At 71.5% G+C, this 12,289-nt stretch carries 13 protein-coding genes and 1 pseudogene; 8 read left to right on the forward strand and 6 right to left on the reverse strand.

The window, feature by feature from the left end; translation table 11 throughout:
- The first annotated feature begins 107 nt into the window (after window positions 1–107).
- From OUQ99_RS20755 to OUQ99_RS20765, 3 genes are all read left to right on the forward strand, one after another.
- The gene (locus OUQ99_RS20755) at window positions 108–923 is read left to right on the forward strand and encodes a hypothetical protein (protein WP_267945455.1); all 816 of its coding nucleotides are present in this window, start codon (window positions 108–110) and stop codon (window positions 921–923) included.
- 189 nt (window positions 924–1,112) lie between these two features.
- Complete coding sequence (locus tag OUQ99_RS20760; RefSeq protein WP_267945456.1) at window positions 1,113–2,084, forward strand: aldo/keto reductase; 972 nt, start codon at window positions 1,113–1,115, stop codon at window positions 2,082–2,084.
- Window positions 2,085–2,496: 412 nt separating this feature from the next.
- Window positions 2,497–2,682, forward strand: a complete 186-nt coding sequence (locus OUQ99_RS20765; protein ID WP_267945457.1) for a hypothetical protein — start codon at window positions 2,497–2,499, stop codon at window positions 2,680–2,682.
- 236 nt (window positions 2,683–2,918) lie between these two features.
- Here OUQ99_RS20765 and gcvH read toward each other — a convergent pair whose 3' ends face one another.
- Window positions 2,919–3,341 (reverse strand): glycine cleavage system protein GcvH, encoded by a 423-nt coding sequence (gcvH, locus tag OUQ99_RS20770; protein WP_267945458.1) that lies wholly within the window; start codon window positions 3,339–3,341, stop codon window positions 2,919–2,921.
- 45 nt (window positions 3,342–3,386) lie between these two features.
- Window positions 3,387–3,992 carry a TetR/AcrR family transcriptional regulator gene (locus OUQ99_RS20775; RefSeq protein ID WP_267945459.1) on the reverse strand — a complete coding sequence of 202 codons (606 nt, stop codon included), beginning with the start codon at window positions 3,990–3,992 and terminating at the stop codon, window positions 3,387–3,389.
- A 66-nt stretch (window positions 3,993–4,058) separates the two neighbouring features.
- Between OUQ99_RS20775 and OUQ99_RS20780 the strand changes: the two genes are divergently transcribed.
- Window positions 4,059–4,958, forward strand: coding sequence for an oxidoreductase (locus OUQ99_RS20780; RefSeq protein WP_267945460.1), 900 nt, complete (start codon window positions 4,059–4,061; stop codon window positions 4,956–4,958).
- Between the two features lie 118 nt (window positions 4,959–5,076).
- On the opposite strand, the gene OUQ99_RS20785 is transcribed toward OUQ99_RS20780, so the two are convergent.
- The gene (locus OUQ99_RS20785; protein ID WP_267945461.1) at window positions 5,077–7,584 is read right to left on the reverse strand and encodes a DUF1963 domain-containing protein; all 2,508 of its coding nucleotides are present in this window, start codon (window positions 7,582–7,584) and stop codon (window positions 5,077–5,079) included.
- A 219-nt stretch (window positions 7,585–7,803) separates the two neighbouring features.
- On the opposite strand from OUQ99_RS20785, the gene cutA reads away from it, so the two are divergent.
- Complete coding sequence (gene cutA / locus OUQ99_RS20790) at window positions 7,804–8,133, forward strand: divalent-cation tolerance protein CutA (RefSeq protein ID WP_267945462.1); 330 nt, start codon at window positions 7,804–7,806, stop codon at window positions 8,131–8,133.
- A 71-nt stretch (window positions 8,134–8,204) separates the two neighbouring features.
- Here cutA and OUQ99_RS20795 read toward each other — a convergent pair whose 3' ends face one another.
- The 3 genes from OUQ99_RS20795 to OUQ99_RS20805 all read right to left on the reverse strand — a co-directional run bounded on the left by OUQ99_RS20795 (window position 8,205) and on the right by OUQ99_RS20805 (window position 10,387).
- A complete protein-coding gene (locus OUQ99_RS20795) occupies window positions 8,205–8,927 on the reverse strand; it encodes a response regulator (protein WP_267945463.1) in 723 nt (240 codons plus the stop codon).
- Window positions 8,928–9,401: 474 nt separating this feature from the next.
- The gene (locus OUQ99_RS20800; protein WP_267945464.1) at window positions 9,402–9,572 is read right to left on the reverse strand and encodes a DUF397 domain-containing protein; all 171 of its coding nucleotides are present in this window, start codon (window positions 9,570–9,572) and stop codon (window positions 9,402–9,404) included.
- Window positions 9,569–10,387, reverse strand: a complete 819-nt coding sequence (locus OUQ99_RS20805) for a helix-turn-helix domain-containing protein (RefSeq protein ID WP_267945465.1) — start codon at window positions 10,385–10,387, stop codon at window positions 9,569–9,571. The genes OUQ99_RS20800 and OUQ99_RS20805 overlap by 4 nt, the downstream gene beginning before the upstream one ends.
- Window positions 10,388–10,632: 245 nt before the next feature.
- Here OUQ99_RS20805 and OUQ99_RS20810 point away from each other — a divergent pair, with 245 nt between their 5' ends.
- The 3 genes and pseudogenes from OUQ99_RS20810 (at window position 10,633) to OUQ99_RS20820 (ending at window position 12,249) form a co-directional block, all read left to right on the forward strand.
- Entirely contained in the window at window positions 10,633–11,082 is a 450-nt protein-coding gene (locus tag OUQ99_RS20810; protein ID WP_267945466.1) for an ATP-binding protein, read from the forward strand.
- A 204-nt stretch (window positions 11,083–11,286) separates the two neighbouring features.
- A pseudogene (locus OUQ99_RS20815) lies at window positions 11,287–11,472 on the forward strand (BldC family transcriptional regulator); the annotation flags it as partial.
- A gap of 258 nt (window positions 11,473–11,730) precedes the next feature.
- Entirely contained in the window at window positions 11,731–12,249 is a 519-nt protein-coding gene (locus OUQ99_RS20820) for a hypothetical protein (protein WP_267945467.1), read from the forward strand.
- The last annotated feature ends 40 nt before the right edge of the window (window positions 12,250–12,289 follow it).

The following is a 12,289-nucleotide window of genomic DNA, read 5'->3' on the forward strand; positions in this document are numbered from 1 at the left end:
GCCCGGCCCCTCCGGTCGACGGCAGGTCCGAACCTGGGATCGGTAGGACGCGGCGGCGGGGTCTGATGGGTCCCGGTGGACATCGAGAGCGTGAGAGGGAGGCATCCATGGGCAGGTCGGTGGTTCGTTCGGTGGTGCTCGTCGAGACGGTCGCGGCGCTCGGCCTGGTCGGCTGGTACGTGTGGGCGGGGGTGACCGCGCCCCCGGACGCGTTCGTCAGCCCGTGGCTGCGCAACATGTGGGCGCCGATCGGGGCGCTGGTGATGCTGGGCACCACGCTGCCGATGCTGGGGGTCGCTTCGGCGCTCGGCGGACTCGGAGGCGGGTTGGGCCGCAAGGAGGCGGCCGACGCCCCCGTCGGGATCGGGACCGTCACCGGGGTGGCCCGTACCGGGTTGAGCGTCAACGACCAGCCCCAGCTGGCGATCAGCATGGACGTCGAGACGCCGGAGGGGCACCGGTTCTCCGCGGTGGCCAAGCACGTCGTCGACATCACCCAGGTGGCCGAACTGGTCCCGGGTACGGTGCTGCCGGTCCGGTACCTGCACGACCGGCCCGGGGTGGTCTCCCTGGACCGCGGGGAGGACCCGGCCCTGGTGCAGGCGGCCTACAACGCGGTGATGGTGCGCGCGGGTCTGACGACGGAACGCAACCTGGACATCGCGGCGCGCGGTGTGCGGGCGCAGGGGGTCGTCTCCTCGGTGCGGCCGACCGGGCGCCTGCTCAACGGCAACCCGGAGATGGAGATCGGGCTGGGGGTGACCCGCCCGGACGGAAGCCTCTTCCACGCGGCCGTCGTGAAGGTCCTTCCCGCGTCCTCGGTCGTGAGCGTGCAGGTGGGACGGGTGCTGACGGTGCACTACCTTCCCGAGCGGGAGGAGGAGCTGGTCCTCCAGACCCCCGCCAACCCGGGGGTCCGGTGACGCGGGCCGGCCGTGCGCGACCGGTTCCGGCCCGGGTGGGGCCGGACACCCGGCCGGGACCGCGCGTGGCGGGGCGCGCCGTCACGGCGGCCGGGGCAGCCCCGCGCACTCTCCGGGAAACGGTGGCCCGGCGCCCCGCTCTGGCCTAACCTGTCCGCGGCACCACACACCCGACGGAACACGGTGAGCATGAACGACGTACGGCTTCGCCCTCTCGGCCGCACCGACCTGCGCGTATCCCCCCTGTGCCTGGGCGGGAACGTCTTCGGCTGGACCGCCGACGAGAGCACTTCCTTCAAGGTCCTCGACACGTTCGTCGCCGGGGGCGGCAACTTCGTCGACACTGCCGACTCCTACTCCGCCTGGGTCGAGGGGAACAGCGGAGGAGAGTCCGAGACGGTCATCGGCCGCTGGCTGGCGGCGCGCGGCCGCCCCGAGGGCCTGGTCCTCGCGACCAAGGTCAGCGGGCACCCGGAGTTCCCGGGCCTGTCCGCCGCCAACGTCCACGCTGCCGTGGACGCCTCCCGGGCCCGGCTCGGCGTGGAGGTGATCGACCTCTACTACGCGCACCACGACGACCCCGGGACCCCGCTCGCGGAGAGCGCGCGGGCGTTCTCCGAGCTGGTGGACGACGGCCGTATCCGGTACATCGGCCTGTCCAACCACAGCCCCGGGCGCATCCGCGAGTGGCTGGACATCTGCGCCGACCAGGGGCTCCACGCCCCGGTGTGCGTGCAGCCCCACTACAACCTGATGGAGCGCGGGGTCGAGGAGGACCTGGTGCCCCTGGCCCTGGAGCGCGGCCTGTCCCTGCTGCCCTACTTCGGCCTGGCCCGCGGGTTCCTCACCGGCAAGTACCGGCGGGGCGGTGCGGAGGTCGACAGCCCGCGCGCGGGCACGGCCCGCGCCTACCTGGACGACCCGCGCGCCGAGCTGGTCCTGGGGGCCCTGGACGCGGTCGCGGCCCGCAACGGCGTCTCCCCGGCCTCGGTCGCGCTGTCGTGGCTGTCGGACCGGCCGGCCGTGGCGTCGGTCCTGGCCAGCGCACGCAACACCGACCAGCTCACCGACCTGATGGCCGTCAACCACCTGCGGCTGGACGAGGAGTCGACCGAGCTGCTGTCCGAGGACTCCGGCCCGGGAGGATCCGGGGTCTCCTGAGGTCGTGGGAGGCCGGGACAGGGCGCCCTGTCCCGGCCTCGGTCCCCGTCCGCCAGGAGTTCGCGGACCGGCCCGGCCACCCGGTCTACCTCGATCAGGAACCCGTCGTGCCCGTACGGCGGGTCGATCACCCGCACAGTCCCGGGCGGACACTCCCCCGGACCTCATCCCCGAAACGACGGCGGGCCGCCCGCGCCACAGCACGAACGGCCCGCCCCCGACAACAGAGGAGAGGAAGTGGATCAACCGACGCCGGAGCCGCCGCCGGAAGCTCAGATTCATGGCACACTTCGCCCGGACCGGCCGGCCCCTTGCCTTCGCCCGACCACGGAGACCGGTGCGGTGACGGCGGGGACCGACGGAGGTCCGGCGCTTGAGCGCTCGGCGGGCTTCCCCGGTCTAGGCTGACACCATGACCATCCACGAGTTCGACGTCCACCCGGCCATGACCCCCGAGCTGGAAGCGGCCTTCCGTGCCGACCACGGCCTGTCGGAGGACGAGGACCTGGGCCCGCACATGGCCCGGGAGGCTCAGAACCGGTTGCGTGAGGCCGGCCTGTTCGGCGGAGGTGTGGTGTACGCGGAGGACTTCGACTGAGTACTGATACGCCGCCCCCTTCGCGCGCACGGCCCGGACACCGCGCCCCTGAGCACCGGCGCCCCGCCCGTGCGGCGGATCCGGCCCACTTCACGCCGTGGACCGGCGGCCTCTCGGGCTCCGGCAGGTGACCGGCGAGCTCCGTGCGCGGGGCATGCGCCCCCGCGTCGTCCTCGTGCCGAACCACGGCACGGCACCGCGTTCGGCGGCCGACCCGGTCGGCCGCCGGGTGCGGGTCACTGGTCGATGGTCGCCCGGTAGACCGCGGCGTCCAGCAGTTCGTCGACCGCTCCGGGGTCGGAGGGCCTGAGCCTGTAGATCCATCCGTCCCCGTAGGGGTCCTCGTTGACCAGACCGGGCTCCTCGACGAGCGCCTCGTTCACCGCGACGACCTCGCCCGCCACGGAGGCGTAGAGGTCGTTGTAGGCCTTGACCGACTCCACTCCCCCGGCCGTGCCGCCGACCTGTACCTCGTCCCCGACCTCGGGGAGCTCCACGAGGACGATCTCGCTGAGCAGCTCCTGCCCGTGGGCGGTCAGGCCGGTCGTCACGGTGTCTCCGTCCACGCGCACCCAGAGGTGGTCGTCGGTGTAGCGCAGGTTCTCGGGCAGCTGGGACACGGTGTTCTCCTCGTCGGTGCGGCTGACGTGCCACTCCATGCTTGCGCACCGTGGGAGACCGCGTGGTCGCTTCGGGTGATCGTCTCACTCCACCGGACGGTTCCCGGAGAGGAACTGCTCGACGGCGGTCTCCACGAGTGCGTCGAGCATGTCCGGTCCGACGAAGTTGCCGTTGATGATCGAGGCGATGCCCTGGAGGGTCGCGAACAGGACGAGCCCGATCCGCTCGGGGTCGCCCGCCCGGAGCGCCCCCTCGTCCTGCCCCTGTTCGATCAGGTCGGCCATCAGGCCGAACGGCGCCTCGGCCGCCTCGATGACCCGCGTCGCCCCCGGCCGGTGCTTGCTGGAGTACATCAGTTCCAGGAGCGCGGCGTTCTCGGTCGCGAAGCGGGTGTAGGCCGTCGTCGCGCCCCGCACGCGCGCCGGGAAGTCCTCCCCCGCGCCCGCCAGAGCGGTGCGCAGCGCCGTGTCCAGCTGGGCGAACCCGGATTCGGCGAGCGCGTCCAGCAGCGCCTGCCGGTCGGAGAAGTGCCTGCGCGGCGCGGCGTGGCTGACGCCCACCTCCCGGGCGAGGTCGCGCAGCGACAGCTGGTCCGCGCCGCGCTCCCGGAGGCAGCGATCGGCCGCGTCGAGCAGGACGGCCCGGAGGTTTCCGTGGTGGTAGGGCCGCTCTTCGTTGGGGTCTGACATGGGACCCGAGTCTAGCAGGCCATGTTTTCGTTGACTACTTTGTTTTCACTGACTACTTTGTAGCCCATGGCAACATTCTCTGCTTCGGACATCCCTTCCATGGCGGGGCGCACGGTCGTGGTCACCGGCGCGAACAGCGGCATCGGCCGGGCGGCCGCCCGCCTCCTCGCGGCCAGGGGCGCACGCGTGGTGCTCGCCGTGCGCACCGCCACCAAGGGGCGCGACGCCGCCGACGCGATGACGGGCGACGTCGAGGTCCGGCGGCTCGACCTCGCCGACCTCGCCTCGGTCCGCTCCTTCGCCGAGGACCTCACCGAGCCCGTCGACGTGCTGGTCAACAACGCGGGGGTGATGTTCCCTCCGCTCACACGCACCGCCGACGGTTTCGAGCTGCAGTTCGGGACCAACCACCTCGGGCACTTCGCGCTCACGAACCTGCTGCTGCCACGCCTGCGGGGCCGGGTCGTCACGGTCTCGTCCAACGGCCACAAGGCGGGCGCGATCGACTTCGAGGACCTCAACTGGGAGCGCAAGCCGTACCGGGCGACGGCCGCGTACGCGCAGTCCAAACTGGCCAACCTCCTGTTCACCTCGGAACTCCAGAGGCTGCTCACCCGGGCCGGCTCCCCGGTGACCGCCACCGCCGCGCACCCCGGCCTGGCGGCCACGAACCTGTTGAAGACCGACCCGCGGCGGCGTGTGCGCCACCTCGTGGAGCAGGCCGTGGTCCGCTTCCTGGCGCAGAGCGACGAGGACGGGGCCCTGCCGACGCTGTACGCGGCCGTGGCGGAGGTCCCGGGCGACAGCTACGCGGGGCCGGGCGGGTTCCTGGAGGGGCGCGGGGCACCGGAGCTGGTCGGCCGCTCGGCGAGGGCGCGGGACGCCGAGGTCGCGCGACGCCTGTGGGAGGCCTCCGAAACCCTGACGGGGGTGGCCTTCCCCCGACTCCTGCTGCCCGGCGCCTGAACCGGGGCGGGTGCGCCGGAGGCGTCCCCGGCCGGCGCGCGGCCACCGGCGTACCGGTCGCGGCACCGCGCGCGGCCCACCTGTACGCAGTGGGCCGCGCGCCCAGGAGACGGGCCGGTCAGGGGTTGGCGTACATCTGCACGACGACGCGGTCGAAGCGGCGCGCCTCGAGGTCCTGGCGGGGGATGGTCCAGTACAGGATCCCCATCGGGACCCCGACCCACTGCGCGAGCAGGACCCAGTCCCCGGGGCCCGGCCATTGCCCGTCCTCCTCCGAGTACGCCGAGGCGGGCGCCGGGTCCCCGTAGCCGTCGAAGTCCGCGGCGTAGCCACCGATCTGCCACTCGCCTCCCTCGTCGGACTGCTCGGACCAGACCTCCTGCAGCGTCTCCGCGTGGGGGTGCAGGGCGAGGGCCTCGTCCCCGACAGGGCAGGAGGGCAGTCCCACGCCGGGGGTCAGCCGCAGGTCGCCGGTGCGCCGCAGCTCGTCGTCCAGGGCCTCGGGGGAGTCGTACTCGTAGGGCTCGTAGTCGAGCGAGACCTCCCGTTCCTCGACCGGGGTTCCCGCCGGGACGTACACGGCGCCGCCCGGCAGGAGCTCTTCGTCCAGCTCGACGTTCGCGAACAGGAGTACGTGGCCGTCGGGCGGGAGCGGGAGGTCGGTGGCGCCCGGCGGGATCGCCGCCAGGTCGAGCGTCGCGATGAGCTGGTACTCGTAGGAGTTGTCGGGGCCCCACACCGTGGCCGGGGTGGGCACGTCCGGCGGGAGCATCAGCGGACCGCCGAGCCGGCCGACGGCCGGGCCGGAGCCGTCGCGCGCAGTCCGCAGCTTCGGGCGGGCCAGCCCGAGCCACCGGTCCACGTCGTCCGCCGGAACCCCCTTGTCCAGCGCCTGCTCCCGGAACCGGTCCAGCCACCACAGCGTCGACGCGGGCAGGGCCCTCACCGCCGGGGACAGCACCCCCGCGCCGAACTCCCAGCCGGGCTCCGGCGCCACCGCTCCCGGCTCGCCCAGCCCCGCGAGCCACTCCGCGGCGGACGAGCGGGTCCCCGCGTCGGCGTCCGACAGCGCGGCCGTCGCCGCCGCCCGGGCGCCCGGGTGGTCGCCGAGCACCCGCCGGGCCGGCAGGCGGTGGCGGTTCGCACCGAGCGCGAGCGAGGTCAGGCGCGGGACCAGGGCTTCGGGTGCGGCGGGGAACCGTTCGAGGATCGTCAGGATCATCGTCGTCGTGTCGACGGCGGACTGGTCCGGGTGCCGCTTTCCGTCGCCGCCGTCGAGGTACTCGTCCGCGAGGTCGAGGCGCTCGGCGAAGAGGGGCCACCAGCGCTCGGCGTCCTCAGGTGTCAGGAAGGCGCCGATCTTTCGGCGGGCGTGGGTCGTGCGGGTGACCAGGAGCGCGGCGGCCCGCCGGTCCGCGTCGGGCATCCCGGCGGCACGGTACGCGTCCCGCAGGGCGCGGACGTCGGGCATCAGCGAAAGCCGCCCCTCGACACCGTGCCAGGAACGGTCGTCTCCGCCGGGACCGTCGGCCCCCAGGGCCCGCAGTTCCTCCGCGAGGTCCGCGTCCTGGGGCGCGGCGACGGGCGGCACGGGGACGACGGCCTCCGCCGCTCTCAGCACCCGTACGCGGTACACGACCCGGCGCAGCAGCTGCTCGCGTTCCGGGTCCTCCGGCCCGTCGCCGCCTTCGGCCAGGGCCTCCTCGATCGCCACGACACCGCCGTCGAGGTCGGCCAGGCGGGCCAGGGGGTCCGACAGGCGGTCCGGCGACGCGGTCCGCAGGTGCTGTCGCAGCAGGGCCACCTGCCGTGGCCCGTCGAGCCGGGACAGGGTGTCCAGCGCCTCCGTGCGGACGCCCGCGTCGGCGTCGGCCGCCAGCTCGGCGGCGAGTGCCGCGTGCGCTTCCGGTCTGCGCGCGCACAGGCGCAGCACAGACCTCCGGTTGTGGTCCGCGAGCCCGGTGGCGACGTCCGCGAGCTCGTCGGCGTACCGGGCGAGGAACGCGATGCCCGCGTCGCTCTCCAGAAGCTGGTGCCGACGGTGCGCCCAATGGCGTGAGTCCGCGTACAGCAGCGCCGACAGGGTGGCGTGCACGGGGGTCCGGCCGGGGGCGTCGCCGGCCCGGGCGACCTCGGTGAGGAAGCGGGGGTCCCACCGCCGCTGGACGTCCTCGGCGTCGGCCCCGGCGGCGCCGTACGCACGGGTCACGTCGTCGGCCAGCACGAGGAGCCACGACGGCTCCCCGGAGGCCGGGGTCCTGTCGCCGGCGGCGTGCAGCACCTGCCCGAACCGGGCGAGGACGTCGGCCTGCGCGGTCCGGTAGACCGTGAGCCGTGCGGCCTCGGCGTCCTGCGGCGACCAGCCGGGATGCAGGTCGGTGACGGCCCTCACCCGCGCGGCCGACCAGGTGACGTCCGGCTTGGCGATCATGTCGGCGCCGGTCGGCCGCTCACGCAGCGCCGCCAGGACCTCCGGACCGGTACCGCGCAGTACGTGCTCGGCCACCGGCTCGAAGACCTCCGACACCCGCAACGGCGCGAGGCAGTCCCGCACCGCTGCCGTCACCCGGGGCGAGCTGTCCGCACCGGCGCCCGAATCGGCCATTTCTGCTTCGGATATGTGCATGTCGGCAGTTTAGGAACAGGGCGTGACATTAGCGTTCGTCACCGCGAACCGTCCGAGGTCGGCCGGATGCCGTTTCCCGCGCCACCTGCACGAACACCGGGACGACCGCTTCCGCGCCTTCGCCCGCATCGCCCGCACACTGATCTGCTACCGCCGATTCGACAAGGGGGATGAACTCTAAACTGGCCGGATAATCCCCACGACGGAACGGACCCCTCCATGACCGGCTACGTCCAGGTGTCCACGGCGACCGAGACCCGCGAGCAGGCGGTGGACCTGGCGAAATCCCTCGTAACGGCCAAGCTCGCGGCCGGCGCGCAGATCGTCGGGCCCGTCACGTCGGTGTTCTGGCACCTGGGCGAGTTCGGCGCCGGGCAGGAGTGGCAGCTCCTGCTGAAGGCGCGCGCGGACCGGTACCCGCAGATCGAGGCGCACCTGGTCGAGCACCACCCGTGGACGAACCCCGAGGTCGTCGCGACCGCGATCGTGGCGGGCTCCCCGGACTACCTGCGCTGGATCGGAACCACGACGGAGCCCGACCCCGCCTAGCAGGTACGGGCCGACTCCAGCGCCTCGGCGACCTCGGGCGCCGGCCGGTCGGGGCCGTCGGCTCCGGAACCCTAGCTGACGTACTCGGCGCGCACCGCGTAGATGGCGGCCTCGGTGCGGGAGTGCACCTGCAGCTTCTCCAGAATGTTGCGCACGTGGTTCTTCACCGTGTTCTCGGTGATGAACAGCCGTTCCCCGATCTCACGGTTGTTGAGCGACCGGGCGAGCAGCTTGAGGACCTCGGTCTCGCGCGGGGTCAGGTCGGGGATGGCGGGGGCGGACGGCGGGGTGGCCTCCTGCTTGGCCAGCTCCGCGAACTCCCCGATGAGCTTGTTGGCCATCCGCGGGTTGATGAACGACTGGCCGTCCGCGATGGCGCGCACGGCGCGCGCGATGTCGGTGACCGCGATCTCCTTGAGGAGGTACCCGGTGGCGCCGGCCTTGAGGGCGTCGAACAGGTCCGAGTTCTCGTCGCTCATGGTGAGCATGATGAACTTGGTCCTCGGGGCGGCCTGCCGGATCTGTGAGCAGGCGTCGATGCCGTTGGAACCGGGCATCCACACGTCCATCAGGACGACGTCGGGGCGTACCCCCGCGGCGAGCCGGACGGCCTCCGACCCCCGTCCGGCCTCACCGACGACGTTGATGTCCTCCTCCTCGTCCAGGACCGAGACAAGACCGCGGCGGAACAGCGCGTGGTCGTCCACGACCATGACGCGGATGGGCGCGGAAGGGGTGGAGGGTTCGTCGATCGGGAGAGGTATTTCGGCGGGAGTGGGGGGGTGGGGGCTCACAGGCGGGCCTTTCTTCTGTCAGACAGCCGCCGGAAGTTACCTTCCGGGCATTCGGACATTTCCCCCGAAAGGGGCAAGGGTTTTCATCAGTCCTCGCAGAAAGGGCTTTCGAGGATCGAAGCCCCGGGGCGGTGCGGGTGATTGCCGTACGTGCAGGTCCAGCCGGTGACCAGAGGCGCGAAAGGAGATCGGGAGAAATGGAGACCCATCGATTCCTCCTGGTGGGCGGTGTGTCTCATCTTCTCACGAGTGGCGCGGGTGTGGGCGACATCGGAGGTTGTCCGCGTTCCCCCGGGGAAGGCCGATCCGCCATTGTCCGTGGTCATCGGCCGGAGTGGTTGTTCCGAGCACGTCGAAGGACGCTCGGCCGTGGCGGTGCACCCTCCCGTGGGTGAACCGATCTCCTAAACATGGGAACCGCCCCCTGCCCAGGCAGACGGCAGGGTGCGGTTCTTCGCGTGTGTGAGGGTGGTACTACCAGCTGCGCATCGCGTTCAGCAGCGCGGTCCATTCGGGAGCGGGGACGTCGAGTTGTCCCAACTCTCGGTTCTGGGTGTCACGCACGCCCGTGACCACACCCTCGCAAACCTCGACGCAGTGCCCGGTGTTACCGCTGTAGCTGGACTTGTGCCACTCGTGGGTCACGTGCCTTCTCCTCCTAGCGATGCGATGAATCGCAAGCTCTCGACCGGCGACAGTGAGACGCCGCGCAGGTCTCCGAACTGCTCAACGCAGTTTGCCACGACCCCCGGGTCCGTGATCACCTGCCCCGAGCCTGGAGTCTCGGCGTACACAAGAGACTCCGCATGCGCCATGTTCAGTATGACCAGTGGGCCGTTCATGGCGCTATGGGCACCCCTCGCGAAGGGGAGGACTTGGATCTGCACCCGGGGCTTGCAGGCAACCGCGAGCAAGGCCCTTAACTGTTCCTCCATGACCTGCTCTCCACCCACTGGACGGCGAAGGGCCGCTTCATCGATGACGAACAGAGTCAGGGGTGGCGCGTTCTGGTTGAGGATCTTCTGTCGCTCAAAACGTGCCGTAATCACCTGATCCTTCTCATGTTGCAGCAGGGGTGGGAATGCGGCGTCAACCAAGGCACAGGCGTAGCCTTTCGTCTGGAGCAGACCAGGCACAGCCTGAGGATGAAACTCGTAGATGACCTGCGCCTTTGCTTCGAGTTCCACAAATTCCTGCAGCCACCACGGTTGAGTCTGGCGCGCCCCGGGCCACAGGTTTCGTAGGCTCCCGTGGCACTCCAGAGCCACATCAGTCAGTTCAGCGAACTGCTTCGACGGCTTGCGGACTCCACGCTCCACCGCTCCGACCTGCTGTTTCGAAACCCCAATCCGGTCACCTAGTTCCTTCTGCGACATGTCAGACAATTCCCTCAGACGCTTGAGTTCATTGCCGAATTGCTTGATTGCAGCATGTTCAGCGGAGCTTCTCTTGACGGTCATGACTACATGAAACCACTAGTAGCTACAGTCGAGAAGGCTGAGAAGAACTTCGGATTCAATATCCGACCACATCTAGAAGGGCTATCCCCAGTTCAGGCATGGTGGGAATCGGATAGGACACCGGCCACACAAGAACGTGGCTGGAGTACATGACCACACGAAGGCATCAAAAAGCTCCGGCGACCGAAGTGAGAGAGCGGTCGCCGGAGCTGATGTCCCACCCCGAAAGCCCCGAGGTGCAACAAATGCAGCCTACCGCCCCTCCCCCCGCACTTCCACGCCGCCTGTGCGGAACCCCCACAACATCGGGCATCCTCATCGGCCCCCACCCCAGCCACGTCAAGGCCGCCCGCCAGTGGGCCGCCCACGCCACCCGCTCCCGCCCCGGCCTGACCGACCCCCTCACCCTCACGGTGTCCGAGCTGACCGCCAACGCCCTGCGCCACACCGCCTCCGGCCTGCCCGGCGGCACCGTGCGCATCGAGATCCACCGCACCCGCCGCCACCTCGAACTCCACGTCACCGACAACGGCCCCACCCCCGGAAGCGCCCCCACACTCCCGGCCGTCCCCGACCCCGGACCCCTGCGCGTCGGCGGCAACGGCCTGCGGCTGGTCGAGGGCGTGTGCGCCTACTGGGACTGGACCCAGGCCCCCTGCGGAGCGATCACCGTCCGCGCCGTCTTCGGCTGCTGAACCACTCCCCCGCCCGGTGGCACACCACCACCGGGCCGCGGGGCCGCCGCCAAGAAAAAGGGGGGCCGGCGGCCCCGCCCCACCCGCTCGGGGCCGGACGTACTTCCCCGGTCCGGCCCCGAGCCCGCTCCACAGGCCACCGGCCGCCCACAATCGACAACCGCCGATCGACACCGACGGAGAACCACCGTGCCCACCGCACCCCTGCCCGACCTGCTCGAGAGTGCCGAGGCCCTGCTCACCCCCGCAGAGGTCGCCCGCCTCTTCCGCGTGGACCCCAAGACCGTCGCCCGCTGGGAAAAAGACGGCCGCCTCGCCTCGGTCAAAACCCTCGGCGGACACCGCCGCTACCCCCGCACCCAGCTCCACACCCTGCTCGACGCACGCCCCGACCACGGACGCCTCCTCCAGACCCTCCAAGAAGCCCGCGACCTGGCCACCGACACCGGCGCCCACACCACCGCCGCACACATCGACGACCTCATCACCACCCTGCACACACAGGACGAGAAGCTTCGGCGAACACCCGGCACATGACAGGCATGCCGCCCGCGTCCGCAGGAACCGCCCCGTGCGCCACCTCGGCAACGCACGGGGTTTCGGTCCTCGACCAGCGAGTTTGAGGCCCCCGCAGAAGGGCCGTTCCGCATGAGCACCACACCTGACGGGTACCGGCGGACCATGATCCTCTGCCCTACATGCGGCACCCCAGCCGTCCGAGTTCACCGCTCCCCCAGGTACTCGGCCCTGCCCGGCTCCGAACCGGGCGCGTTCTCCCACGCACGCGCCCGGTACGAGCCGTGCGGCCACGAGGTGCCGGGCGCCGACGTCGCCACCGGGGAGGAAGCCGTCGAAGCGGACCCTGCCCGAAACGCTCCCTCCGAGGAGATCGCGCGGGTGGCGGAGGCCGGCGTGCCCGCGCTCGACCACCTGGTGCCGGACGGCATGAGGATCATCCGGCGGGCGGCGGGGTTCGTGCGCGGAGGCCCGGACCTGGACGCGGACCGGGTCCGCGCGGTGGCGTCCGCCTACGAGGACGAGGACGACCTCCCCGACCTGATCCTGTGGATGACCCCGGAGGAGGCCCGCACCGCGGGGTTCAGTCCGCCGCCCGAATCGGTGGAGTGCCTGGTACGGGTGTCGTGGAGCCCCGCCTCGGACGGCTGAGCCGCCCGGCGGGGAGCGGAGCGGCCTGCCCGCGGGGCCC

It is taken from the genome of Streptomonospora nanhaiensis (genome assembly GCF_026642255.1).
In the GTDB taxonomy this organism is placed as follows: Bacteria; Actinomycetota; Actinomycetes; order Streptosporangiales; family Streptosporangiaceae; genus Nocardiopsis; species Nocardiopsis tropica.

Coding starts and splice junctions, on each gene's coding strand:
- OUQ99_RS20755 (WP_267945455.1), top strand. CDS start 108: ATGGGCAGGTCGGTGGTTCGTTCGGTGGTGCTCGTCGAGACGGTCGCG.
- OUQ99_RS20760 (WP_267945456.1), top strand. CDS start 1,113: ATGAACGACGTACGGCTTCGCCCTCTCGGCCGCACCGACCTGCGCGTA.
- OUQ99_RS20765 (WP_267945457.1), top strand. CDS start 2,497: ATGACCATCCACGAGTTCGACGTCCACCCGGCCATGACCCCCGAGCTG.
- gcvH (WP_267945458.1), bottom strand. CDS start 3,341: ATGGAGTGGCACGTCAGCCGCACCGACGAGGAGAACACCGTGTCCCAG.
- OUQ99_RS20775 (WP_267945459.1), bottom strand. CDS start 3,992: ATGTCAGACCCCAACGAAGAGCGGCCCTACCACCACGGAAACCTCCGG.
- OUQ99_RS20780 (WP_267945460.1), top strand. CDS start 4,059: ATGGCAACATTCTCTGCTTCGGACATCCCTTCCATGGCGGGGCGCACG.
- OUQ99_RS20785 (WP_267945461.1), bottom strand. CDS start 7,584: ATGCACATATCCGAAGCAGAAATGGCCGATTCGGGCGCCGGTGCGGAC.
- cutA (WP_267945462.1), top strand. CDS start 7,804: ATGACCGGCTACGTCCAGGTGTCCACGGCGACCGAGACCCGCGAGCAG.
- OUQ99_RS20805 (WP_267945465.1), bottom strand. CDS start 10,387: ATGACCGTCAAGAGAAGCTCCGCTGAACATGCTGCAATCAAGCAATTC.
- OUQ99_RS20810 (WP_267945466.1), top strand. CDS start 10,633: ATGCAGCCTACCGCCCCTCCCCCCGCACTTCCACGCCGCCTGTGCGGA.
- OUQ99_RS20820 (WP_267945467.1), top strand. CDS start 11,731: ATGAGCACCACACCTGACGGGTACCGGCGGACCATGATCCTCTGCCCT.